The organism is Microbacterium sp. Ru50, from assembly GCF_002920555.1.
Classification (GTDB): Bacteria; Actinomycetota; Actinomycetes; order Actinomycetales; family Microbacteriaceae; genus Microbacterium; species Microbacterium arborescens.
The window spans coordinates 1,732,100-1,756,139 of the sequence record NZ_PQSV01000001.1 but is presented as its reverse complement, the minus strand read 5'-3'; the positions used below and the strand labels follow the sequence as shown (position 1 = coordinate 1,756,139).

12 protein-coding genes are annotated in these 24,040 nt (G+C 72.0%); 9 read left to right on the top strand and 3 right to left on the bottom strand.

Annotation, left to right across the window (positions count from 1 at the left end; genetic code table 11):
• The first annotated feature begins 137 nt into the window (after nucleotides 1-137).
• Genes C3481_RS08240 through C3481_RS08205 form a run of 8 tightly spaced genes read left to right on the top strand, consistent with a single transcriptional unit; the run spans nucleotide 138 to nucleotide 15,138 of the window.
• On the top strand, nucleotides 138-6,209 hold the full coding sequence (locus C3481_RS08240) for an Ig-like domain-containing protein (RefSeq protein WP_103841584.1): 6,072 nt from the start codon (nucleotides 138-140) through the stop codon (nucleotides 6,207-6,209).
• A gap of 52 nt (nucleotides 6,210-6,261) precedes the next feature.
• Nucleotides 6,262-7,233, top strand: coding sequence for a MoxR family ATPase (locus C3481_RS08235; protein ID WP_023953002.1), 972 nt, complete (start codon nucleotides 6,262-6,264; stop codon nucleotides 7,231-7,233).
• Nucleotides 7,233-8,666, top strand: a complete 1,434-nt coding sequence (locus C3481_RS08230; RefSeq protein ID WP_023953000.1) for a DUF58 domain-containing protein — start codon at nucleotides 7,233-7,235, stop codon at nucleotides 8,664-8,666. Before C3481_RS08235 ends, C3481_RS08230 begins: the two co-directional genes overlap by 1 nt.
• Nucleotides 8,666-10,957 (top strand): transglutaminase-like domain-containing protein, encoded by a 2,292-nt coding sequence (locus tag C3481_RS08225; protein WP_103841582.1) that lies wholly within the window; start codon nucleotides 8,666-8,668, stop codon nucleotides 10,955-10,957. Before C3481_RS08230 ends, C3481_RS08225 begins: the two co-directional genes overlap by 1 nt.
• A complete protein-coding gene (locus C3481_RS08220) occupies nucleotides 10,954-11,337 on the top strand; it encodes an FHA domain-containing protein (protein WP_023952996.1) in 384 nt (127 codons plus the stop codon). Before C3481_RS08225 ends, C3481_RS08220 begins: the two co-directional genes overlap by 4 nt.
• A gap of 5 nt (nucleotides 11,338-11,342) precedes the next feature.
• Complete coding sequence (locus C3481_RS08215) at nucleotides 11,343-12,158, top strand: PP2C family serine/threonine-protein phosphatase (protein WP_023952994.1); 816 nt, start codon at nucleotides 11,343-11,345, stop codon at nucleotides 12,156-12,158.
• Nucleotides 12,158-13,471 carry an FHA domain-containing protein gene (locus C3481_RS08210; protein WP_071918684.1) on the top strand — a complete coding sequence of 438 codons (1,314 nt, stop codon included), beginning with the start codon at nucleotides 12,158-12,160 and terminating at the stop codon, nucleotides 13,469-13,471. The genes C3481_RS08215 and C3481_RS08210 overlap by 1 nt, the downstream gene beginning before the upstream one ends.
• Nucleotides 13,468-15,138: a serine/threonine-protein kinase gene (locus C3481_RS08205; protein WP_103841580.1), complete on the top strand. Its 1,671-nt coding sequence runs from the start codon at nucleotides 13,468-13,470 to the stop codon at nucleotides 15,136-15,138. Before C3481_RS08210 ends, C3481_RS08205 begins: the two co-directional genes overlap by 4 nt.
• A 7-nt stretch (nucleotides 15,139-15,145) precedes the next feature.
• Here C3481_RS08205 and C3481_RS08200 read toward each other — a convergent pair whose 3' ends face one another.
• From C3481_RS08200 to C3481_RS08190, 3 genes are all read right to left on the bottom strand, one after another.
• Nucleotides 15,146-16,537 carry a serine/threonine-protein kinase gene (locus tag C3481_RS08200; RefSeq protein ID WP_103841578.1) on the bottom strand — a complete coding sequence of 464 codons (1,392 nt, stop codon included), beginning with the start codon at nucleotides 16,535-16,537 and terminating at the stop codon, nucleotides 15,146-15,148.
• A 116-nt stretch (nucleotides 16,538-16,653) separates the two neighbouring features.
• Nucleotides 16,654-19,452 carry an alpha-L-rhamnosidase gene (locus C3481_RS08195; protein ID WP_103841576.1) on the bottom strand — a complete coding sequence of 933 codons (2,799 nt, stop codon included), beginning with the start codon at nucleotides 19,450-19,452 and terminating at the stop codon, nucleotides 16,654-16,656.
• Nucleotides 19,449-22,400, bottom strand: a complete 2,952-nt coding sequence (locus C3481_RS08190; protein ID WP_103841574.1) for a sugar-binding protein — start codon at nucleotides 22,398-22,400, stop codon at nucleotides 19,449-19,451. Before C3481_RS08190 ends, C3481_RS08195 begins: the two co-directional genes overlap by 4 nt.
• A gap of 232 nt (nucleotides 22,401-22,632) precedes the next feature.
• Between C3481_RS08190 and C3481_RS08185 the strand changes: the two genes are divergently transcribed.
• Entirely contained in the window at nucleotides 22,633-23,994 is a 1,362-nt protein-coding gene (locus C3481_RS08185; protein WP_103841572.1) for an extracellular solute-binding protein, read from the top strand.
• The last annotated feature ends 46 nt before the right edge of the window (nucleotides 23,995-24,040 follow it).

The window sequence follows — 24,040 nt, the reverse complement described above, 5'->3', positions numbered from 1 at the left end:
ACGGTTGACATGGGGAGAACTCCCCATGTCAACCGACAAATCCCGCATCCCTCCTGACATAGGGTGGTTCCGCAGTTCAACCAGTGCGAGCCCGGACGCCGGGCCCATCACCGTCGCCCCGGGGGGAGCCGAGCCCAATGACGTCGACCTCGTGGCTGCGCGCACGCCCGCGGACGTTCCTCTCCGCCGGTATCGTCACCGTCGCGGCGCTGACGATCGGAACCCTCGCCGTCGCGTACGAGGGCGAGCCCACGACCGAGGTCGACCTCCACGACGGCGGCGTGTGGGTGACCAAGCAGTCGAGCCTGCTCGTGGGGCACTACAACAATGAGTCCCGCGTGCTCGACGGCAGCCTGCGCACGACCTCCGCCGAGTACGACGTGCTCCAGTCGGGCCCCCGAGTCGTCGTGGTCGACGCCGACGGGTCGGCGATGTCGGCCGTGGATCCCGCGAAGGTCGTGCTGTCGGGCACCGCCGAGGTGCAGCCGGGAGCGCAGATCGCCCTCGGCTCCGACACCGTCTCGGTGCTCGACGCGGCCGGAGACCTGCGCACCGTGCAGTTCGCGGGTGTGAACGGCTTCAGCTTCGAGGGCAACGAGCCGATCGCCGAGCTCGGTGAGAACGCCACGGCGACCGTCGGCACCGATGGCACGATCTACGCGGCGTCCGCGGCGGGCGCCTCGCTCTACGCGTACGCGCCGATCGGCGACGGCACTGTCGCGCAGACCGCCGAGCGGAGCCTCGAGGGCATCGCCGAGGATCACGAACTCGCGATCACGTCGCTTGGGCAGACCCCGTTCGTCCTCGACCGGGAGACGAACGTGCTCTATGGCGGTGACGGATCGCAGACCGATCTTCCCGCCGATGCGCTGCTGCAGCGTCCGTCCAACTCCGCCGAGACCCTCACCGTCAGCACGCGCAGCGCGTTGCTCCGGGTGCAGCCCGGCGGTCAGACGACGACGATCGAGGCCGGCGCCGAGGGCACGCCCGCCGAACCGGTGTACGTCGGGGGCTGCGCTTACGGCGCATGGTCGGGGTCGGGCGTCTTCGTCCGCGATTGCGCGAACGACGCCGACGATGTGGTGCAGGAGATCGAGGGCATCGATCCCGCCGCGAAACTGGAGTTCCGCGTCAACCGGGATGTCGTCGTGCTCAATGACGTGTTCGGCGGCGCGGCCTGGCTCGCGAGCGAGAACATGCAGCGCGTCGACAACTGGACCGACATCACCCCGCCCGAAGGCACCGGTGACGAGGAGCAGGAGACGACCGAGGAGACGGTCGAGACCGCCCTGCCCGAGCGCACCGACGAGAACACGCCGCCGATCGCCGTCGACGACTCGTTCGGTGTGCGCCCCGGTCGCACGACCGTTCTCCCCGTCCTCTTCAACGACACCGATGCCGACGGCGACGTGCTCGTCGCCGAGGCCACGAGCGATCCCGCGTTCGGTGAGATCTCGCAGATTCAGAACGGCGGCGCCCTCCAGATCGCCGTGCCCGACGACGCGTCGGGGTCGACGTCGTTCACCTACACCGCCGATGACGGCCGGGGCGGCGAGGCCTCGGCCACCGTCCGGCTCTCGGTGCGCGGTGACGACGAGAACTCCCCGCCCGTCCAGCAGCGCGTCACGCCGGTGACCGTCGAAGCCGGCGGCACGACGTCGTACAACGTGCTGAGCGAGTGGATCGACCCGGACGGCGACGACATCTTCCTCAAGTCGGTCCAGCCCGACGGCGGCGACGAGGCCGACTTCACGTCCGACGGTCAGATCACCTACCGCGCCATCGGCGCCGTGCAGGGCCGCAAGGACGTGCCCATCATCGTGTCCGACGGAACGGACGACGGCGCCGGAGTGCTCCGGATCGACGTCCGCCCTCCCGGGACGACGGTCCCTGTGACCAACGCCGACCACGTCGTGACCCGGGTCGGCCAGTCGGTCACGGTGTCGCCGCTCACCAACGACACGAGCGCCGGCCGCGAGCCGCTGCGTCTGACGCGCGTCGACGAGGTCGAGGGGGCGACGATCCAGCCCGACTTCGCCGAGCAGACCTTCACCTTCACCTCCGACGCCGTCAACACCTACTACGTCGACTACCTCGTGTCGGCAGGCCCGAACAGCGTCCCCGGGCTCGTGCGGGTCGATGTTCTGCCGGCGGCGGACACCAACCTCCCGCCCGTCGCCGTGCGAGACGTCGCGCTGCTGCCGACCGGCGGCGACGTGCTCGTCAACGTCCTCGGCAACGACACCGACCCGGCCGGCGGCATCCTCGTCGTCCAGTCGGTGACGGCCGACCCCGACGGCGGCGTCACGGCAGCGGTGCTCGGCCACGAGACCGTCCGCATCACCGATCAGGGCTCGCTCAGCGAGCAGACCCGGGTGTCGTACACGATCTCCAACGGCGATCAGTCCGCCACGGGTGAGATCGTCGTCATCCCGATCCCCGCGCCCGACCGGCTGCGGCCACCGGTCGCGAACAACGACACGGCGGTCGTTCGTGTCGGCGACGTCGTCACGATCGACGTGCTCGCCAACGACACCCACCCCAACGGCGACACTCTGCACGTGTCTCCCGAGCTCGTGCCGCCGCTCGTCGACGAGGCCGACGGCCAGGTGTTCGTCTCGGAGGACAAGCTCCGGTTCCGCGCCGGCGACGAGCCCAAGACCGTCAACGCCACGTACGAAGCGGTCGACAGCTCGGGTCAGCGTGCCGGCGCGTACGTGACGATCCAGATCCTGCCGCGGCAGGATGACGCGAACGCCGCCCCGCGTCCCCGCGACCTCACCGCACGCACGCTCAGCGGATCGGAGGTCACGATCCCGGTGCCGCTCGACGGCATCGACGAGGACGGCGACTCGGTCGAATTGCTCGGCATCGCGAGCTCGCCCAGCAAGGGCCGCATCGTCGAGACCGGCTCCAACACGTTCGTCTACGAGGCGTTCGACACGAGCGTCGGCTCGGACTCGTTCACCTACCGAGTGCGTGACCGCCTCGGCAAGGAGGGGACCGCCCGCATCCAGGTCGGCATCGCCCCTCCCGAGACGACCAATCAGGCGCCGTACGCCGTGAAGGATGCCGTGATCATGCGGCCCGGGCGTCAGGTGGCGGTCTCGGTCCTCGAGAACGACTCCGATCCCGACGGCGACCAGTTCGGCTTCGCCGCCGACGCTCTCGAGGTGCCGGACGTCGACGGTCTCTCGGCCGAGGTGTCGGGCGAGCAGATCGTCATCACTGCGCCCGACGCGCCGATCAACACCAGCATCCAGTACACGATCGAGGACGCTCGCGGGCTGACCGCGACGGCCCCCGTGCAGATCACCGTCGACCCCGACGTGCCGCTGCAGCGCCCCATCGCCCGCGACGACCGCGTGCGCGCCGAGGACGTCGACGAGAACGGCGTGGCCGAGGTCGCGGTGCTCGACAACGACGACGACCCCGACGGCACGCGCAGCGCCTTGCGCGTGACGCTCGGAGCCGGCGGCGAGAACGCCACCGTGCGCCCGAACGGCACGGTGTCGGTGCCGCTGACCGACGAGCGCCAGCTCATCACCTACTTCATCACCGACGAGGACGAGCTCACCGCGGCCGCCTTCATCCACGTGCCCTCGCTCGCCGAGCTTCCGCCGAGCCTGATCTCGACCGAGGCGCTCGTCGTCCAGAGCGGTGAGACCGTCGACCTGCCGCTGTCGGAGTACGTGCGCGCCTCGGGCGGGCGCGACGTCGTCATCACCGAGGCCGAGAAGGTCACGGCGGCCCATTCGAACGGTGCATCCCTCGTCAAGGACGAGCGGACTCTCCAGTACACCTCCGCCGCCGACTACTTCGGTCAGGACGCCCTGACCTTCGAGGTCACCGACGGCTCGGGGCCCGACGATCCCGAGGGCCGCAAGGCGACCCTGATGATCCCCATCACCGTCACGCCTCCCGACAACCGGCCGCCGAGCATGATCGGCGCGCAGATGGAGGTCGCGCAGGGCGAGGACGCCCGGACCCTCGATCTCGCCGCGCTGGCGACCGACCCCGATCCGGGCGACGCCGAGAAGCTGCGATTCGCGGTCGTCGGCAGTGCGCCCGACGGGCTCACGGCGCGCGTCGACGGGTCCGTGCTGTCGGTCGAGGCGAGCACCGACGTCGCCAAGGGGACGTCGCTCCCCGTGCAGGTGAGCGTCACCGACGGCGAGTCCGACCCGGTGACGGCGACGATCACGGTCACTGTGACCGCCTCGACGCGCCCCCTCGCCACGGCGAACGCCGACGTCATCGAGCAGGCCGACCAGGGCGAGACCATCTCGGTTGCCGTGCTCGACAACGACGTGAACCCCTTCCCCGGCACGCCGCTGAAAGTGGTCGGCGCGTTCACCGAGACCTCGGGAGCCTCGGCGACCGTCGCCGGCGACCGCGTCGAGGTCACCAGCCGCGCCGACTTCGTGGGAACCCTCGTCGTGCGCTACCGGATTCAGGATGCGACCGGCGACCCCGACCGCGAGGTCGAGGGCCAGATCCGCATCACGGTGCAGGGTCGTCCGGATGCTCCCGGCAAGCCGACAGTGACGAGCGTCGAGAGCCGCACGGTCGTGATGTCGTGGTCGCCGCCCGTCGACAACGGCGCCTCGATCACGGGCTACACCGTCCGCTCGACCGCCGGCTCGTACACCCGCGAATGCCGTTCGACGACGTGCACGCTCGACGGACTGACGAACAACGTCGAGTACAACTTCGTCGTCACCGCGACCAACCGCGTCGGCGAGTCCGACCCGTCGCTGCCGTCCGAGACCGCGCGTCCCGACCAGCGGCCCGACACCCCGAACCCGCCGAGCCTCGCCTTCGGCGATCGCAGTCTGGACGTGTCGTGGACGGTCCCTCGCACGGAGGGCTCGCCCGTCGAGAGCTACAGCCTGCAGATCTCGCCGGCACCGCCCTCCGGTGTCGCCGAGAAGACCGGCGTGACCGGAACCCGGATCACGTGGGACGGCCTGCAGAACGGTGTGCAGTACCAGGTGCGCGTCCGTGCCCACAACCGCGCGCCCGAGCCGTCGAGCTGGAGCGTCTGGTCGCAGGCGATGGTGCCCGCCGGCAAGCCGGATGCTCCCGGCGCGCCGTCGACCCAGCGCCTCAACCCGGTGGGCAACCGCTCGCAGATGCAGGTGAGCTGGAACCAGCCGGCGAACAACGGCGACGCGATCGCGGGGTACCAGCTGCAAGTCCGCCGCGGCGGCGCGACCGTCGACACCATCAGCGTGCCCGCCGGCCAGACGAGCCAGGCGGTCACCGTCGACACCTCGACGACCGACTACACCTTCGTCGTCCGCGCCCAGAACAAGGCGGGCTGGGGCGAATGGAGCGCGGCATCCGCACCTCGACGCGCCTTCACACCTCCCGGTGCCCCGACCGGAATCAGCGCGAGCGAAGGCGACAACCGCGTCACCGTGTCGTGGACGGCCGGGCCGCTCAACGGCGCGAACCCGGGTGAGGTCAGCTACCAGTACTCCGTCAACAACGGCGGCTGGCGCAACGACTGGATCGGCGGCGGCAACGGCGGATCGGGCACGATCGGCAACGGTCAGGTCAACAACAACGCCACCTACACCGTGCGCGTTCGCGCCGTGGCCACCGCCGACGGATCGCGGTACGAGGGCGAGCCCTCGGCGGCCTCCAACCAGGTCGCACCCTACGGCCAGATCGGCAACCCGTCGGCGAACGCCAGCCGCGACGGCAACCGCGTCACGCTGTCGTGGTCGTCGCCCGCACGCAACGGACGCGACATCACGACGGAGATCAGCGTGAACGGCGGCGGCTGGCAGCGTGTCGACGCGAGCGGGTCGCGCCAGCAGGGCGACGTCGGCTACAGCAGCACGCAGACCATCCGGGTGCGCGTGAGCGCCGCCGGCAGCGAGGCACGCGAGGCCTCGGCGAGCGTGACGACACCCAACCCGCCGCCCCCGCCGCAGCCACGCGCGTCGGTCGAGAAGGGCTCACCGGTCGGCGGCTGCGTCAACGGCTGCTTCCACCTGAAGGTGAACACGCAGGACTTCCCCGCGGGCAACTACCGCATCGACTGCTACGACGGCAACCGGAAGTTCAACACCTACCCGTCGTCGTACGACGTACCGGCCAACGGCTCGATCCAGCTCGACTGCTGGATCGGCGCCGACGGCCGCGACATCTCCGCCGAGATCATCGGTTGGGGTCGAACCAGTACGACGCGCTGGTAGCGCCCGCATCCGCCCCCGGCATCCACTCATCACGAGGAACGAGAACGAACGAATGAGCATGACACCCGAGCAGGCAGCGTGGTTCCGCGACACCTTCGCGCGCCTGATCGACAACGTCGACGCCGCCCTCCTCGGCAAGCGCGAGGTCGTCGCCCTCGTGCTGTCGGCGATGATCGCCGAGGGGCACGTGCTGCTGGAGGATGCACCGGGTACGGGCAAGACGAGTCTGGCCAAGGCGATCGCGGCGAGTGTGCAGGGCACCTCGACGCGCATCCAGTTCACGCCCGACCTGCTGCCCTCCGACGTCACCGGTGTGACGATCTACGACCAGGCGAACAAGCGCTTCGAGTTCCACCGCGGACCCGTCTTCGCCTCGATCGTCCTGGCCGACGAGATCAACCGTGCCTCGCCGAAGACGCAGTCGGCGCTGCTCGAGGTGATGGAGGAGTCGCGGGTGACCGTCGACGGCGTCGCGCACGAGGTCGGGCGCCCGTTCCTCGTCATCGCGACGCAGAACCCGATCGAGCAGGCGGGTACGTACAAGCTGCCGGAGGCCCAGCTCGACCGCTTCATGATCAAGACGTCGATCGGCTACCCGACCCTGGCGGTCTCGGAGCGCATCCTCGTCGGCGCCGTCGACCGCAACCCGTCGGCCAGCCTCAAGCCTGTCATCACCACGCGCGCAGTGGGCGAGATGGCCGACCTCGCCGCGACCGTCCACATCGACCCGGTCGTCGCACGGTACGCCGCGCAGATCGTCGAGGCCACGCGCGAAGCGTCGGCGACGCGCCTCGGCGTCTCGGTGCGCGGCGCCATCGCGATGATCCGTATCGCCAAGGTGTACGCGGCCGCGCAGGGGCGCCACTACGTCGTGCCCGACGACATCAAGCTGCTCGCGCTGCCGGTGTGGGCCCACCGTCTCGTGCTCGACCCCGAGGCGGAGTTCACCGGCACGACCGCCGAGACCGTCATGAACAACGCCCTCGCCGACGTCGAGGCCCCCCTCGCGCGGGCGGACGCTTGATGGCCACACCCCCTGCCGCCTCGACCCCGACGCGCCGACCGCGCCGGGGCCGAGGCGCTGGCAGCGGTGAGAGCGCGGCCGACCTCACGTCGGGTGGCGCCGCGGACTCCCGCACCGTCGGCGACACGACCCGAGACGCCGACGCGACCCTGCGGGTGGGCACGACGACCCTGTCGGCCGACGCCGCCCCCGTCAACGCGGAGACGCCGTCGCGGCTGGTCCTCTGGCTGGAGCGTCTCGAGTCGTGGTGGGCGGTCGCGCGGCGCGGTATCCGTCTGGTCACCCGCACCGTCCGCCCGCTGGGCTGGGTGCTGCTGTTCGCGACCGTGCTGCTGTGGGTCGTCGCACTCAGCTTCGGCTGGCAGGAGATGGTCATCGCCGCCGTCATCCTCACCGCCATCGTCGTCATCAGCGTGCCGTTCCTCTTCGGCGGCACGGCGTACGACGTCGACCTCGATCTCACGCGCACCCACGTGGTCGTGGGCGAGCGCGCGATCGGTGGACTGACCCTCGTCAACGGCACGTCGCGCTCGATCCTGCCGTCGCGGGTCGTCCTGCCCGTCGGGTCGGGGCGCGGCGAGTTCGACGTGCCGCGGCTCGCGCCCCAGGCCGCCCACGAAGAGCTGTTCGCGATCCCCACCACCGCCCGCGGGGTGCTCGCGGTCGGCCCGGTCAGCGTGCTCCGCGGCGACCCGCTCGGACTCTTCGAGCGCAGCAGCGACCGCCGCCAAGCCGTCGACCTCTACGTGCACCCGCGCACCGTCCCCCTCGAGGGGCTCTCGCTCGGGCGCCTGCGCGACCTCGAAGGGCTGCCCTCGACGCAGCTGGCTCCCGACGACGTGTCGTTCCACGCCTTGCGCGAGTACCAGCCCGGTGACGACCTGCGTCACGTGCACTGGAAGTCCACCGCACGCGTCGGCAATCTGATGATGCGTCAGTACGAAGAGACGCGCCGGTCGCACTTCGTGCTGGGCCTCTCGACGTACGCGGGCGACTACGCCGACCCCGACGAGTTCGAGCTCGCGATCTCCGCGGCCGGCTCGATCGGACTGCGCGCGCTGCGCGATTCCCGCATGCTCGAGGCGCGCACGCAGCGCGGTCCGCTTCGCACAGAGGGGCCGCGTCGCCTGCTCGACAACCTGTCGGCTCTCGAGCATTCTCGTCAGCGTGACGGGGGCATCGTGGCCCTCGCCGGGACGATCGCGATGAACTCCCACGGCATCGCCATCGTCGTCCTCTTCTGCGGCTCGGGTGCCGACCCCGCCGAGCTCAAGCTCGCCTGCTCGCGACTGCCCCAGGGCGTCCGGGTTCTCGCCGTCGTCGCCGACCGCTCGGCCGACGTGCCGCTGCTGCGTCGCGTCGGCGACGCCGATGTCATCTCCATCAGCGCGCTCGACCAGCTCGCGCCCGCGATGCGGAAGGTGCTCTCGTGATGTCGCCCGTCCGCCGCCGGCTCGTGCTCGACCTCGTCGCCGTCGCGCTGCTGCTGTCCGTGGCGATCGTCGGCTTCGGGCCGACGTTCGACGGGGGCGCGTACCTCGTCGCGGGATTCGGCGCGCTGGTCATCGGCGTCGGCATCGCGTGGCTGTGTGCGCGACGCCGCTGGGGCGTGCTGCCCACGGCGGGCCTGACCGTCGCGGCCTACTTCATCTTCGGCGGGGCTCTCGCGCTGCCGCACACCGCGCTGTTCGGCGTCATCCCGACCCTCGATACGTGGACGCAGCTCGCCCTCGGCTCGGTGCAGTCGTGGAAGCGCCTGCTCACGACGGTGGCTCCCGTGGCGCCGTACGACGGGCACCTGATCGTTCCGTTCCTGCTCACTCTCGTCGCGACCGTCCTCACGGCCTCTCTCGCGCTGCGCCTGCGCCAGGCGGCGTGGGCCCTGATCCCCGTGACCGCGTTCCTGGTCGCGCAGATCCTGCTCGGGATGACCGAACCCGCCGTCCCGGTCCTCCAGGGCGTCGTCTTCGCCGTGGTCGCCTCGGTGTGGCTCGCGCTGCGGCAGGCCTGGGACCCCGACAACGCCGCCGTCCGCATCGAGCCGACGGCGACCTCGGATGCCGCGACCCTCCGGCACACGCGCCTGCGTCGCCTGATCTCGGGAACCGCCGTCGTCGCCGTCGCCGTGGGTGCCGGCGTCGCGACCGCCGCCGTGGCAAGTCCGCCGTCGACGCGGTACGTGCTGCGCGACATCGTCATCCCGCCCTTCGACGTCAAGCAGTACCCGAGCCCGCTGCAGGGCTTCCGCGGTCTCGTGCGCGATGACGCGGACACGCCGCTGTTCACGGTGCAGGGTCTTCCCGACGACGGCCGTATCCGCCTGGCGACGATGGACGCCTACAACGGCATCGTCTTCAACGTCTCGGACGAGGGCGCCGGATCGTCGAGCTCGTTCACGCCGCTCCGCTCGAACATGTCGCCCGACGCCGAGGGCGTGCCCGGTCAGCTGCAGTTCGAGATCGACGAGCTGCGCGGCGTGTGGCTGCCCGACGCCGGTGCCGTGCGGTCGATCGAGTTCGAGGGCGAACGCGCCGACGAACTGCGCCGCACCGCCCACTACAACGACGCCACGGGGACGGCGGCCGTCACCGCGGGGCTCGCTCCGGGCACGACCTACACGGTCGACACGGTGTTCCCCGTGCTGCCGACGGACGAGGCGCTCGCCGACGTCGCGTTCGCGCCCGTGAAGATGCCGAAGCAGGAGGGCATCCCCGACGGGCTGTCGCAGATCGCCACGGATGCCGTCGGCGACGCCGATACGCCGATCAAGCAGGTCCGCGCGCTGACGGACTGGCTCTCGACCGACGGCTACTTCAGTCACGGGCTCGAAGACGACCCGTACTCGCCCTCCGGTCACGGCGCAGCGCGCATCACCAGCTTCTTCGGCGGCGACGAGATCATCGGCGACGACGAGCAGTACGCCGTCGCGATGGCCCTGCTGTCGGCTCAGCTGGGCATTCCGGCGCGCGTCGTCATGGGGTGGCACCCCGACGAGGGCGACACCGCCGCAGAGTTCACCGCGACCGGCGACAACGTCCACGCGTGGGTCGAGGTCGCGTTCGAGGGGTACGGGTGGATCCCCTTCGACCCGACGCCCGACGAGGACAACGAGCCGAACGAGCAGACGACGACTCCGCGGGCCAACCCCAAGCCGCAGGTGCTGCAGCCGCCGCCTCCCGCCCAGGAGCCGGCCGAGCTGCCGCCCGCGATCGCCAACGATCGTGACCAGGAGGAGGAGGACGACCCCGGCTTCGACTGGATCGGCGCGATCCTCGCCCCGGTCGGCATCGGCATCGGCGTCCTGGCGATCATCTTCGCGCCGTTCGTGATCATGGGCGCCGTCAAGACCGCCCGGCGCACGAAGCGGCGAAACGCCGACAAGCCCGCCGACCGCATCTCCGGCGGCTGGGACGAGCTGATCGACCGTGCGGTCGACCTCAATGCGCCGGTCGCCTCGGGTGCGACGCGCACCGAGAGCGCACGGGTCGTCGCCGCCACCATGGACCAGCCCGACGTGACCACCCTCGCGACGTCGGCCGATGCGCGCGTGTTCGGACCGGGCGAGCCCTCCGCCGAAGACGTCGACGCCTTCTGGCGCGAGGTCGACGCGATCGTCGTCGGCATGAGCGGTCGCGTGTCGGTGTGGCGCCGGTTGCGCGCTCGCCTCAGCCTGCGGTCGTTGCTGCGGGGCCGGACGCGGCGCGCCCGGGGAGGCAGCGCATGAGCGCGATGATCTTCGACACCGAGCCGCTCGCGGGGGTTCCCGACATCCGGAGCGGCGCGCGTGCGCTGCTGACGTGGGATGACGGCACCCGCACCGCCGTGTACGGCCGAACGGTCTTCGGCCGCGACCCTCATCGCGGCACCGGGGCCGATGCGATCGTGCTCCGCGACGAGACGCTGACGTTGTCGCGAACCCACTTCGAACTCGTTCCCCTCGAGCCCGGCGGTCTCGCCGTCATCGATCGCGCGTCGACGAACGGGGTGGTCGTCACCCGCGGAAGCGACGGCGTTCCCGTGGTGCCGGGCACGCAGACGGTGCTCCGCAGCGGTGACCGGCTCGACCTCGGTGATCGGTGGCTCGTCGTCCAGGTCGTGCGGTGACTCCCATGTCGGTACGGGTCGGACACGGTGCCGCGACGCACGCCGGGCTGCGGGGGCGCGCGAACGAGGACTCCTACCTCGCGGCAGCGCCCGTCTTCGTCGTCGCCGACGGCATGGGCGGGCACGAGGCCGGTGCGCGCGCGAGCGCGGCTGCGGTGGCCGAGTTCGAGCCTCTGGTGGGCGTCGCCGTGGTGACGAACCAGGACGTGCGGGCGGCCATCGAGCGGGCGCGGGCGAACATCGACGCCCTCGCCACCGGCCAGCGCGCGGCCGGGACGACCTTGACCGGGGTCGTGCTGACCCGTGTCGGAGACGCCGGCTACTGGCTGACGCTGAACATCGGCGACTCGCGCACGTACCGGTGGGCGCGCGGCCGCCTCGAGCAGATCAGCGTCGACCACTCCGTCGTTCAGGAACTGGTCGACTCGGGGCAGATGGACGCCGAAACCGCCGCGCGCCACGCACGGCGCAACGAGATCACCCGAGCGCTCGGGGCCGGCAGCGTCGGGCAGGCGGATTTCTGGATGCTGCCCGCGGAGAGCGGCGACCGCATCCTCGTCTGTTCGGACGGTCTGTCGACCGAGCTGGACGACGAGCGGATCGCCCGTATCCTCGACGAGGAGACGGAACCGCAGGATGCCGCGCAGCGACTGGTCCACGAAGCGTTGCTGCACGGTGGTCGCGACAACGTCACGGTCATCGTCATCGACGCGCTGGGCGACGGCGGTGACGATGTGTACGACACCGTGCCGTCCGCTCAGCCGGATGACGCAGACATAGACACCCGGCCGCGCGCAGCGGCCGCAGGGGGGAGAGCCTGATGGTCGAGGTCCGCTACGTTCCGGCGACGGGCGCGGAGCACTGGCGCGTCGCACTCGCGCCCGCGGCGGCCGTCGCCCTGCCCGCGAACGTGTCGATCCCGACGGTCGAGGCCGTGTGGCGTCGACTCGCGGAACGTGGCATCGGCGCCGTCATCGAGGCCCTCACCGGCGCGTTCGGCACCTCGCTGGCGGCTATCCCCGACTTCATCCTGGCCATCGTCGAGGGCGACGGGCTCCGCGTCGCGGTGCGCGGGCCGGTCGAGCTCGTCGTCGAGACCGAGTCCGGGCCGCTGTCCGTCTCGGGCCAGGGAGTCTCGACGTGGGTCGAACGTCACATCCCGGGTGTCCGGCGCGCGTCGGCTCTCTTCGCCGAGGCGGCCGACGAGGCCGCGTCGCTGCCCTTCGTCGAGGGCGTCGTCGCGGCAGACTCCGTCACCGTCGACCTGACGGATGCCCGGCCGGGCGTCCGCTCCGCGAGCCCCTTCGTCGCAGCGCCGACCGCGCCGGCGCCGCCCGCGGCAGAGTCCCCCGCGTCAGCGTCGCCTCCGGTGTCCACGCCGGTACCGGTCGCTGCGCCGGCATCCGCCGCCGAGCCGCAGCCCGAGCCGCCTATCGTCGCCGAGCCCGAGCCCGAGCCCGAGCCAGAGGCCGAGGCAGGGCCGGTGGACGATGACATCCCGTTCGACGAGTCGCCCGGGGCGCAGACGTTCGTCCCGCTCGGCGACACGGCCGCCGCCGACGAGCACGCGATGATCTGGGGAGAGACGGTGGTCCGGCCGACGCTGCCCTCCGAGCAGCCCGACGCGGCCGACGCGCCCCTTCCCGCCGACGACGCCACCGTCGTGTCCTCTCCCGCCGGCCCGGCCGGCGACCACGACGGCGAGACCGTCGCCGTCGCCGACATCCGCGGCGCGCGACGGGGCGAGCCGGCGGTCTACGAGTCGACCGAGATCGTCCCGGCTCGTCGCCTCGCGCGGGGCCGCATCCGTGTCTCGGACGGGCAGGTCGTCGAGCTCGACAACACCGTCATCGTCGGACGGCGCCCGCGGTCGTCGCGATCCACGGGCGACATGCTCCCCACGCTCGTCGCCGTCGAGAGCCCCGAGCAGGACATCTCGCGCAATCACGTGGAGATCCGGGCGGAGGGCGAGCACGTTCTCGTGGTCGACCTCGACACGACGAACGGCTCAGTGCTGCTGCGCGGCGGCAATGACCCGGTGCGGCTGCATCCGAACGAGCCGACGATGGTCGTCTCGGGTGACGTGCTCGACATCGGTGACGGCGTCACGATCGCCTTCGAGGACCTGCCGTGAGCGCGAAGCGGCCCCCGGCGCCGCCGCCCGAGCTGCCCGGGTTCACCTACCTCGAGCTGCTCGGTTCGGGCGGCTTCGCCGACGTCTACCTGTACGAGCAGCACCTGCCTCGGCGCAAGGTCGCGGTGAAGGTGCTGCTGCCGGAGCGGATGGCGGGCGGCTCGGTCGAGCAGTTCACCGCCGAGGCGAACGTCATGGCGATGCTGTCGACGCATCCCGCGATCGTGACGATCTACCAGGCCGGTCTCGCCGACGACCAGCGGCCGTATCTCGTGATGGAGAACTGCCCGCGGCCGAACCTGCAGGTGCGCTACCGCACCGCGGCGTTCTCGGTGGCCGAGGCGCTGCGCGTGGGCATCCAGGTCGCGGCGGCGGTCGAGACGGCGCACCGTGCCGGCATCCTGCATCGCGACATCAAGCCGGCCAACATCCTCGTGACGGAGTACAACCGCCCCGCGCTGACCGACTTCGGCATCGCGACGACGACCGACAGCGCCGATGAGACCGCGGGCATGTCGATCCCCTGGTCGCCGCCCGAGGCGTTCGGCGAGGGCACGGACTCGGGCGTGCGCTCGGACGTCTACGCACTCGGCGCCACGATCTACACGCTGCTGGCGGGCCGTTCACCCTTCGAGCAGCCCGGCGGACGCAACGGCGCCGCCGATCTCATCCAGCGCATCGAGACCGCACCGCTCGAACCGCTCGACCGCGCCGACGTGCCGCCGTCGCTGCAGCAGGCGCTCGCTCGTGCGATGGCGAAGAGTCCCGCGGCGCGCTTCGACAGCGCGGTGGCGTTCGCCCGTGCGCTGCAGCGCGTTCAGATCGAGCTCGCCCATTCGGTGACGCCGATCGACATCCTCGACGATTCCCCCGACGCCGAGGAAGAAGAGGATGCCGACGGCGAGCTGACGCGCGTTCGCGGCATCGTGAGCATCGAGCCGACGACGGCGCCTCCCGCCGGGTCCACGCGACGCAAGGACGGGGCGGCCGCGACGTCGCCGTTCGCCCCGGCCGCCTCGGGATCGCCCTTCGCGCCGGCGGCCCCCGACGAGACCGTGCTGCGCCCCTCTGCGCGTGCCGGGCAGGATGCCACCGTCCGCCGTCCCCGCACGGTCGAGCCGGCCGCCGATCACACGGTGCAGCGCGGGGCGACGGCGTCCGCGGCGGCCGCGAGCGTGACGAGCCCGGACGCCGTCGCCGCCGCGCCGGGGGAGGGAACTCCCGCCGGGACGGCCGAGGATGTCGCACCGGGGCGCTCGCGCTCCTGGCTGTGGATCGCCCTCGGCGGCGTCGCCGCGGCGCTGGTCGTCGCCCTCGTCGTGGTGGCGAGCATGCTCCAGCCGTCCGCCCCTGCCGAGCCGCAGGCGAGCGAGTCGCCCTCCAGCGCCCCGCAGGACCCGCTCGCCGGTTTCGTGCCGCGTGTGGGCGACCTCGCGGGTGCTGCGGCGGGTGCCGACGTCACGTTCACGTGGACCAACCCGAACCCCGCCGAGGGCGACTCGTACCTCTGGTACCCGGTCACGCTCGACGGCGCGAGCGCACCGCAGCGCGTCGAGGACGAGACCGTCACCGTGCCGGCCGACCCGTCGGGCCGGACCTGCATCGAGGTGCAGCTCGTGCGCGCGAACGGCGGAGCGGGCGATGCCGTGCGGGGATGCACGCCCTGACGCCGCGTCAGCCGCGGCCGGGCTTGTCCTGATCGCGCTTGCTCTCCCGCTCCTCGGCCTTCTTCTGCTCGTCGGCGTCCTTCTTCGCCTCCTGCTCGGCCTTCTTCGCCTCCTGCTCGGCCTTCTTCGCCGCTTCCTCGGCGGCCTTCCGGTCGGCCTCCGACCCCGGTCCTGGGCCGGTGGTGTCCTCCACCGGCGCGGCGGGCTGCTCACCGGACTGGTCCGATTGATCGGTCACGACGGTGGCGGGCTCGGTGTCCTCGGTGGGCGCCGGCTCCGGGACGGGAGACTCCTCGGTGTCGGCGGGAGTGGTCGGCGGGGTCTCGGGCGCCGCGCCCGCGAGCCCGAGGCCTGTGATCGCGGCCGCCGCGAGAGCGGCTGCGGCGAGCCCGCCGATGAGGCCGAGCCGCGCTCGCGAGGGGCGACGACGCGCTGACGGGGCCGGATCGGCTGCAGCGTCGGGAAGGATCCGCGTCGGGCTGGTCCCAGCCGTGACAGCCGTCGCCGGGACCGTAGCCGCCGCGACCGCGGCAGGGACGACGGGACGCGCCGGCGTCGCGGGTGCGCGGGCCAGATCGGACGCCGCCACGAAGACCTCGGCCGCGCTGGGGCGGTCCTCCGGCCGCATAGCGGTCATGCGGCGCAGCAGGGCGACCCACGCGGGGTCGAGCGTGTCGGGAATCTCGGGTGCGACGGTGAGCCGTGCGAGTGCTTCGCCGAATCCCTCGGCGCGCGGAAAAGCGCGCTGGCCGGTCAGCGCTTCGAGCATGACCAGGCCGAGCGCGTAGATGTCGGCGGGCGGAGCGGGCGGCGCCCCGGTGAGCTGTTCCGGGGAGAGGTATGCGGCCGTTCCGATGACCGTTCCCGGCTGGGTGAGCCGAGCGGCATCCACGAGAACCGAGATCCCGAAGTCGGCGAGCTTCGCGCCCGATCGGCTGCCGAGGGGCGGCACCGGCGCCAAGAGGACGTTCGACGGCTTGATGTCGCGGTGCACGATGCCCGCGTCGTGCACGACGTGGAGCGCCTCGGCGAGGTCGGCCGCGAGAGCCGCCGCGTCACCGGCCGGGAGAGGCCCCTCGGCGATGCGCGCGGCGAGGGTCGGGCCCTCGACGAACTCCATGACGAGGTACTCGGCCCGCCCCGGCGCCAGCTGCGCGTCGTAGAGCGTCACGAGAGCGGGGTGGTTGAGCGAGGCGAGCACGGTCATCTCGCCGCGCGCGCGGGACGAGGTGCTCGCTCCCTCCATCTCGGGTCGCAGCAGCTTGATCGCCACGGTGCGTCCGAGGAGGACATCCTCGGCCCGGTGGACCCGGGCCATGCCGCCGTGGCCGACGCATTCGCCCAGCAGGTATCGACCGTCGAGCATCGCCTCCGTGGGCGGAGGTTCGTTCGTGACCATGGCGTCTCCCTGCGACCGCATCCCCGGGTCGGATCGGCCACGCTCAACGGTAGAGTCCGTCCGGCCGCATGCCAGGGTCTTGACACCGGACGGCGGAGCGGGGCGGATGCCGCGTCTCAGCGCACGAGCGTCGTGAGCGCCCGATCGATGCGGGTGACGACCGCGTCCGGTGCTGAGACGGCGGCGAGCTCGTCGCGCAACCGGCTGCCCGGGACCCACCGGATGTAGGCGTCGAACTCCGTCGCCATCTCGGGGGAGTGCTCGGCGATCGACCGGGACACCAGGGCACAGGCATCCGGGGTGTCCGCGATCGCGGTGAGGTCGGAGTCGACGCCGATCGCGGTGGGGGCCCGGACGCCCGCGGTCGCGTTCCAGGTGTGGATCCCGGCGCCCGCCTCGAAGGGCGCGCGGTCGCCGAGGTCGACGAGCGCCGTCACCCCGTGCGGGATGCGCGCGTGGACGCGTACCCGCTCGCGGTGGGCGGCATCCCGCTCCCACGCCACCGAGGCGCGCCCCCGCGGGGTGTCGTGCGTGACGCTCGCGTGCTCCAGTGACGAGACGAACCACGGCTGGATTCGCAGCCGCCCCCAGCCGGGTTCGGCGCACGCGAGCCCCCCGATGCGTCGGTGCAGCACATCGCCGACGGATCCGAGCGCGTAGTGGTTGAGCGAGGTCATGCCGGAGGGATGCAGCGAGCCGTCGGGGCGGACGGCATCCCATCGCTCCCACACCGTCGTCGCATCCTGCGATAGCGGATAGAGCCAGGAGGGGCACATGGTCTGGAGCAGCAGCCGTTCGGCGGCCCAGGCCTGCCCCTCCGACAGCAGGGCGTCGAGGACCAGCGGCGTCCCGAGGAATCCCGTCGCCGTGCGGTAGCCGCCGGCGCGGAGAAGGAAGGCGAGACGCTCCGCCGCCGCGCGGCGCAACGCGGCCGGGAGCAGCTCGAACTCGAGCGCGAGGGCGTACGCCGTCGGGGCGTCGGAGGCGAGGCGGCCGCGCGGCGTGACATACGCCGCGACGAACGCATCGCGCACGTCGTCGGCGAGGGCGGCGTAGCGGGCAGACGTCTCCGCTTCGCCCGAGAGGGTCAATGCGTCGGCGGTCAGCCGCGCAGAACGTGCAAAGTAGGCCGTGGCGACGAGCCCGGGGTCGGTCTTCGCCTTGTCGGGGCGGGCGGAGGTGGGATCGAGCCAGTCGCCGTACTGGAACCCGCGCTCCCACAGCCGGCCCGGCCCGGCGGCATCCGCGACGGTGTCGACCCACGCCCGCATCGGACCCGTCATGCGTTCGAGCAGAGACCGGTCGCCGAACCGCTCGTGCAGCACGGTCGGGATGACAGTGACGGCGTCGCCCCAGCCGGCGGCCATCGTCTCGCCGAGCCGCCCGAGCGTCTGCGGGACGACCGTCGGCACCCGCCCGTCCCGCGCGCGCTGCTCGGCCGCGACGTCGTCGAGCCACGACGCGAAGAACGCGTCCGCGTCGAAGAGGGATGCCGCGGTCGGGGCGAACACCTGGGCGTCGCCCGTCCAGCCGAGTCGCTCGTCGCGCTGCGGGCAGTCGGTCGGCAGCGAGAGGGCGTTTCCCGCGAAGCTCCGCACGATGTTCTCGTGCAGGCGGGTGAGGCGCTCGTCGGAGCACGAGAACCATCCCGTCCGCGTCATGTCGGTGTGGAGCACGACGGCGGTGACGTCTACCGGGTCGAGCGCGCCCGGGTAGCCGGTGACTTCGACGTAGCGGAACCCGTGGAAGGTGAAGCGCGGCTCGCAGACGGTGTCGGCGGCGCCGTCGAGGATGAACGTGTCGGTCGCCGCGGCGGCGCGGAGCGGCCGGGTGCTCAGCCGCCCGCCCTCGAGCACCTCGGCGTGCCGCAGCGTGATCCGGGTGCCGGCCGGGCCCGAGACGCGCAGCCGCACGCGTCCGACGATGTTCTGGCCGAAATCGAGCAGGATGCGATCCGCATCGGCGCTCTCGGGCATCGCAACGACGGGCAGGGAGCGGATGCGGCGCACGGGCTCGACGTCGATCACCTCGGGCTGCCGGTCGGGTTCGGACAGTGCGGGTGTCGCCCACGAGGCATCGTCGAATGCGGCGGCATCCCACCCGCGCGGATGCCGCCGCAGGTCGATCTCGTCGCCGGCGTAGATGCCGCTCGAGACGAGGTCGCCGTCGCCGGTCAGCCGCCAACGCGCGTCGGCCCGGATCTCCTCGACCCGGCCGTCGCGGTGGCGGAGCCGCAGCAGGGGTGCGACGGCGGCCTGATCGCCGTAGAAGCGCTCCACCGTCTCGCCGAACCCGTACGACTCGGTGTACCAGCCGCCCGCGACCTCCATCGCGAGGACGTTCGCCACGCCGGGGCGGACGAGGGAGGTGACATCGGTCAGGTGCAGGGGGAGGCGGTGCTGGTACGCCGTCCAGCCGGGGCTCAGCACGGCGTCGTCGACGTCGGCGCCGTTGACGCGCGCGTGGTACACGCCGTGCGCCGCCACCTGGAGCTCGGCGGCGGCGACCGTCTCGGCGACCGTGAACTCGCGCCGGGCGAGGAACGGCTGGGCGGCACGGCCGGGGTCGGCGAGGCGCAGGAAGGGGGCGGACCAGGCTCCGGCGGGAAACCCGGCACGGACCTCGCAGGGTTCCGACCACGGGCTCGCCATGCCATCGGCACCGACGACGCGCGCCTCGAGGGCGTGCGTGCCACCGGCGCGGAGCGGGGCGAAGGGCCAGTCCTCGAGGATGCCGTAGGGCGACGCGACCGCGACGGCGGCGCCGTCGAGCCGGAGCTCGGCACGGACCGCCACCCACTCGGCGGGTGCTTCGACCAGCCACGACACGGGCGGTCGCGGCGAGGCGGCGACGGAGATGTCCCGTCGCCGCCCCACGCGCAGGGCGACGACGCGCGGCTCGCGCGCGACGCTCACGACCGGGGAGCCCGGCGACGTGTCAGCAGGAGCGCGATCCCGCCCGCCCCGGCGGCCACTGCGGCGCCGAGCCACGCGAGCGGTGCCGCCCCGCCCGTGCTCGCCAGCGCGCGGGCTCCGTTGGCCCCGGCGGTGGTTGCGTTCCCGCCGGTGGCACCGGGCGCCGCCGAGCCGCCGTCGCCCGGTGCCGCTGGCTGCCCCGGTTCGACGGGCGGTTCGACCACCGGGGCCGGCGCGAGCAGCCGCACGGCGGTGAACTCGCCCGAGTCCTTCTCGCCCGCGATGCCGCCGCCCCAGGAGAGGAAGCCGGCGCGCCCGGCTCCGTCTGCCTCGTTGACGATCGCGGCGCTGCTCAGCAGGGATGTCGCCCTGTCGACGCCGCGCAGCAGACGCCACGGGATCGCGGTCTCGTACACGGTGCGCCCGGCGGCGTCATCGCGCGAGATGGCCACGGGAGCCCCCGGGACGGGGCCGGCGCCCGCGTCGACGGAGAGCCAGCGGTACAGCTGCGGGCCGGCGCTCGTGAGCGCCATGCCGAACTCGTGCCAGGTCGTCGCGGCACCCGGAGCGCCGCCGGCGACGGTGAACTGGATGGAATCGCCCTGCCAGATGTTCGCGCCCTGCGCGGGCTGGTCGTGCACGTCGTCCGTGACATCGGCCGAGAAGTACAGATACTCCTCGTCCCACGTGAGCCAGGCGACGGCGGACTGGTCGAAATCGTCGTCGGCCTCCGGGTTGGCGGTGAAGGCGATCGGCGTGACGCCGTCGAGGTCGTCGAGCGTGCCGTCGACGGTGATCGTGCGATGAGCGGCCGGCAGAGCGGATGCCGCATCGACGGGGGCGACGCGCCCCGAGGCCGTCAGCGTCACCCCGTCGACGACCGCCGTCGCCGTGAAGGCGGCGGGTCCGGCCAGCGTGTCGAGCGGGATGTCGACGACGACATCCGAGCCGGCATCGACGATCGCCGGAGCCTCCGGCTGCCCACTGGCATCGCCGAGCGTGTACGACACCGAGTCGAGGGCGCGGACGGTGGCGGACGCGTTGATGACACGGAGGCGGAGCACCGAGGCGCCCTCCGCCGTGACGGCCTGCGCGGCCTGCAGCGACACGGGTTCGCTCACCGCCGCGGCGGCGCGGAGCGTGCCGGCGTAGCGGTCGCCCTCGTAGACGCGCGCGCTCGTCTCGTACGTCCCCACGGTCGCGGGAGCCGGGAACGAGACCGTCGTGCTGACGGTCGCGCCGGGGGCGGTGGTCTGCGTCGCCTCGGTCCCGTCCGGCAGCACGAGACGCCAGGACGACGCGGCATCCGCACGGCCCGCCACGGTCCACGAGCCCGTCACGGGGGCTCCGACGACACCCGCATCGAGCGTCAGGCCGGCATCGGTCTGCGCGATGGCGGTGACGTCACCGCGGACGTACAGCGGTTCGGTGCCGGTCGGTGCCAGCACCGGGGCGCCGGCGCCGCCGGTGACGGTCTCGGTGTCGCCGAACATCGTCGTCAGGTCGGCGGACCCGGCGACCTCGAGCGACACCGTCTGCGGCGCGTCGGACCACAGCACGTGCAGGGGCCCGTCGGCGGTGTCGAATCGCACGTGGCGCAGGCCCGGCAGCGGTTCGTCGCGCTCGGCGAACGTCGCCGTCGCGAGGGCGTCGGCGGCCACGGAGTAGGCGGCGAACGAGGGCTTCGGCGTGAAAGCGCCCAGAGCGTCGTCGGGGTGGTGCAGGAGCCCGAAGTTCTCTTCCGTCTCGGCGTCGTCGACACCGTCGTTGACGAGGTCGTACACGTAGTACCGGGCGGCATCATGGGCTGCCGCGATCACAGCCGACTTCGCGATGTCGGCCGCCTGCTGACGCTCGGACACGGCCCGCGCGTTGGTTCCGGTGGGCCAGCCGTGCTCGGTGATCCACAGCGGCTTCGACTCGCCGCCGTTGTAGCGGCGCACCAGGGCGTCGATGCGCGTCAGGGTCTCATCGAGGGCGTCGGCTCCGACGGGGTAGCTGTAGGGGTGCAGGACGATGCCGTCGAGGTGATCGAGCGCGCCGAGCTGGAACGTCCGCTCGAGCCAGTCGGTGTTGAGGTTGGCCACGGCGGGGCCGATGACCGGCAGATCGGGGGCCGCCGTCTTGATCGCGGGAGCCGCGGCGGAGAGCAGGGCGACGTAGTCCTCGGGTGAGACGTTGGTGTTGCCGCCGAGCCCGAGATCCCACTCGTTCCACACCTCGATGCCGGTGGACATGTCGCCGAACTCCGCGGCCATCGCCGTGGCATAGGCGGCGTAGGCGGCGACCGCGTCGGGGCTGACAGGGCCGTTTCCCGCGTCGTAGAGCGGATTTCCGTACCCGGCGAGCAGCAGCGGGCGGATCCCCTGCTCGCGGGCGGGGTCGAGGAACTCGGCGCGGGCGCGCGACCAGTCGTACACGCCCGGCTGGGTCTCGACCTCGCTCCAGTAGACCTCGTCGCGCAGCTGGGCGAAGCCGCCCGCGGTCAGCGCCTGCATCGACGCCGGGTCCCAGGACTGCCCGTAATGGGTGGCGGCGCCGAACCGGCCGGTCGCCGAGGCGGCGGCATCGGTGTCGGGGAGGATCGCGAACGTCGTCGCGGCGCTCGTCGATCCGTCGCCGGCCGCGGTCACCTCGAGGCGGTACCAGCCGCGCTCGGTGACAGCGGGGGCCAGGACGCCGTCGGCGGGCTCCGTGCCGTCGTCGATGACCTCGCCCCAGCCGTCCACGACGCGCCAGGCGATCGTCGGAGCGGTCGTGTCGTATCCGAACGACACGGCGTCGCCGGCGTGGAAGAGATTGCCCCAGGCATCGGGCCGGATCGACACCGCGGGCGCGTCTGCGGAGGCCGGCGCGGCGAACGCGACGCCCGCGGTGGCGGCGAGCGCGAGTGCGGCGGTTGCGGCGACGAGCCGCGGGACGGGATGGGGGGAAGGATGCTTCGGCACGCGGTGCTCCTCATCGAGTGTTCGCGGATGGTGGACCGGTAGGAAAATCGTTTGTCCAGCGGGCAGTTTGGCCGGGAGGCGTGCACTCTGTCAACACTCTGCTCGACACGAAGCCCGATTCTTAGGGCGAGCACGCGTCGGGATATTTTTGTTTTGACGTGTCGGGGCCAGAGGTGCTAGACATCGGAGAGCAATCGTTTTTCCTGCTTACCACTCACACCTAGGAGTTTCAATGACGAAACGTTTCCGTTCCGTCGCGGCCGCGATCGCCATCGGCGGACTGTCCGTCGCCGCCCTCGCCGGCTGCAGCAGCGACGCGGCCGCGCCCGCCGACGGCACCGTTACGATCGAGATCGGCGACCGCCCGACCGCCGACCGGCCGGAGGACCGCGCCTACTTCGACGAACGCGTCGCCGCGTTCGAGAAGGCGAACCCCGACATCGACCTGCAGCCGGTCGAGACGGGCTACGACGCCTCGACGTTCCAGGCGCTCGCCGCCGGCGGCAGCCTGCCCGACGTCATGAGCGTGCCGCTCACCGAGCCGCAGGGGCTCATCAAGCGCAACCAGGCAGCCGACATCACCGACGCGCTCGAGAGCGAGGGGCTGCTCGACTCGCTGAACCCGACCATCCTCGCCCTCACGAAGAACAGCGAAGACCGTGTATTCGCGATCCCGACGAACGCGTACTCGTTCGGACTCGTCTACAACCGCGATCTCTTCGCCCAGGCGGGTCTCGACCCCGAGAACCCGCCGAAGACCTGGGACGAGGTCCGCGAGGCGGCGAAGAAGATCACCGACGCGACCGACGCCGCCGGCTTCTCCGTGCTGACGACCGCGAACACCGGCGGGTGGCAGTTCACCGGCATGACCTACTCGTTCGGGGGGACGGTCGAGAACAAGGACGGCTCGAAGGCCACCTTCGACGACGCCCCGTCGACCGACGCCCTCGAGCTGCTCCAGACGATGCGCTGGGACGACGGCACGCTGCCGGAGAACACCCTCTACGACGTGCAGTCGCAGGGACAGGACTTCGCCGCCGGCAAGATCGGCATGATCCTCGGCGCCAGCGACTCGTACTACAACGTCGTGCAGAACCTGAAGCTGCCCGCCGAGCAGTTCGGCATCGGCGGCATGCCGCAGTCCGGCGGCACGCAGGGGACGCTGAGCGGCGGCACGGTGCAGATCGTCAACCCGAACGCGAGCGACGCCGAGAAGACCGCGGCCGTGAAGTGGGTGGAGTTCTTCTACCTGCAGCGCTTCCTCGACGAGGACACGGCCGTCGAAGACGCCCGCGCGTCGAGCGAGGCCGGCTCGGTCACGGGTCTCCCGGGTCTGCCGGTCGTCAACGCCGATCAGTACTCCGAGTACTTCACCTGGATCGCCGACTACATCAACGTCCCGAGCGCGAACTTCACGCCCTACCTCGAGGCGTCGGCCGACATCCCGATCGTGCCCGAGCCCGTGAACAACGCGCAGGAGGTGTATGGCGCACTCGACACCGTCGTCCAGACGGTGCTCACCGACAAGGGCGCCGACATCCCCGCTCTTCTCTCCACCGCTCAGAGCGACGTCCAGTCCCGCCTGAGCCGCTGACCCGACGGGGCGGGCCGATGACCTCGGCCCGCCCCCGACCGGAGGA

What these genes read in the sequence shown, in the direction of transcription:
- C3481_RS08225 (WP_103841582.1), top strand. Translation starts at nt 8,666, where the DNA reads ATGTCGCCCGTCCGCCGCCGGCTCGTGCTCGACCTCGTCGCCGTCGCG.
- C3481_RS08215 (WP_023952994.1), top strand. Translation starts at nt 11,343, where the DNA reads ATGTCGGTACGGGTCGGACACGGTGCCGCGACGCACGCCGGGCTGCGG.
- C3481_RS08220 (WP_023952996.1), top strand. Translation starts at nt 10,954, where the DNA reads ATGAGCGCGATGATCTTCGACACCGAGCCGCTCGCGGGGGTTCCCGAC.
- C3481_RS08200 (WP_103841578.1), bottom strand. Translation starts at nt 16,537, where the DNA reads ATGGTCACGAACGAACCTCCGCCCACGGAGGCGATGCTCGACGGTCGA.
- C3481_RS08185 (WP_103841572.1), top strand. Translation starts at nt 22,633, where the DNA reads ATGACGAAACGTTTCCGTTCCGTCGCGGCCGCGATCGCCATCGGCGGA.
- C3481_RS08230 (WP_023953000.1), top strand. Translation starts at nt 7,233, where the DNA reads ATGGCCACACCCCCTGCCGCCTCGACCCCGACGCGCCGACCGCGCCGG.
- C3481_RS08235 (WP_023953002.1), top strand. Translation starts at nt 6,262, where the DNA reads ATGAGCATGACACCCGAGCAGGCAGCGTGGTTCCGCGACACCTTCGCG.
- C3481_RS08240 (WP_103841584.1), top strand. Translation starts at nt 138, where the DNA reads ATGACGTCGACCTCGTGGCTGCGCGCACGCCCGCGGACGTTCCTCTCC.
- C3481_RS08210 (WP_071918684.1), top strand. Translation starts at nt 12,158, where the DNA reads ATGGTCGAGGTCCGCTACGTTCCGGCGACGGGCGCGGAGCACTGGCGC.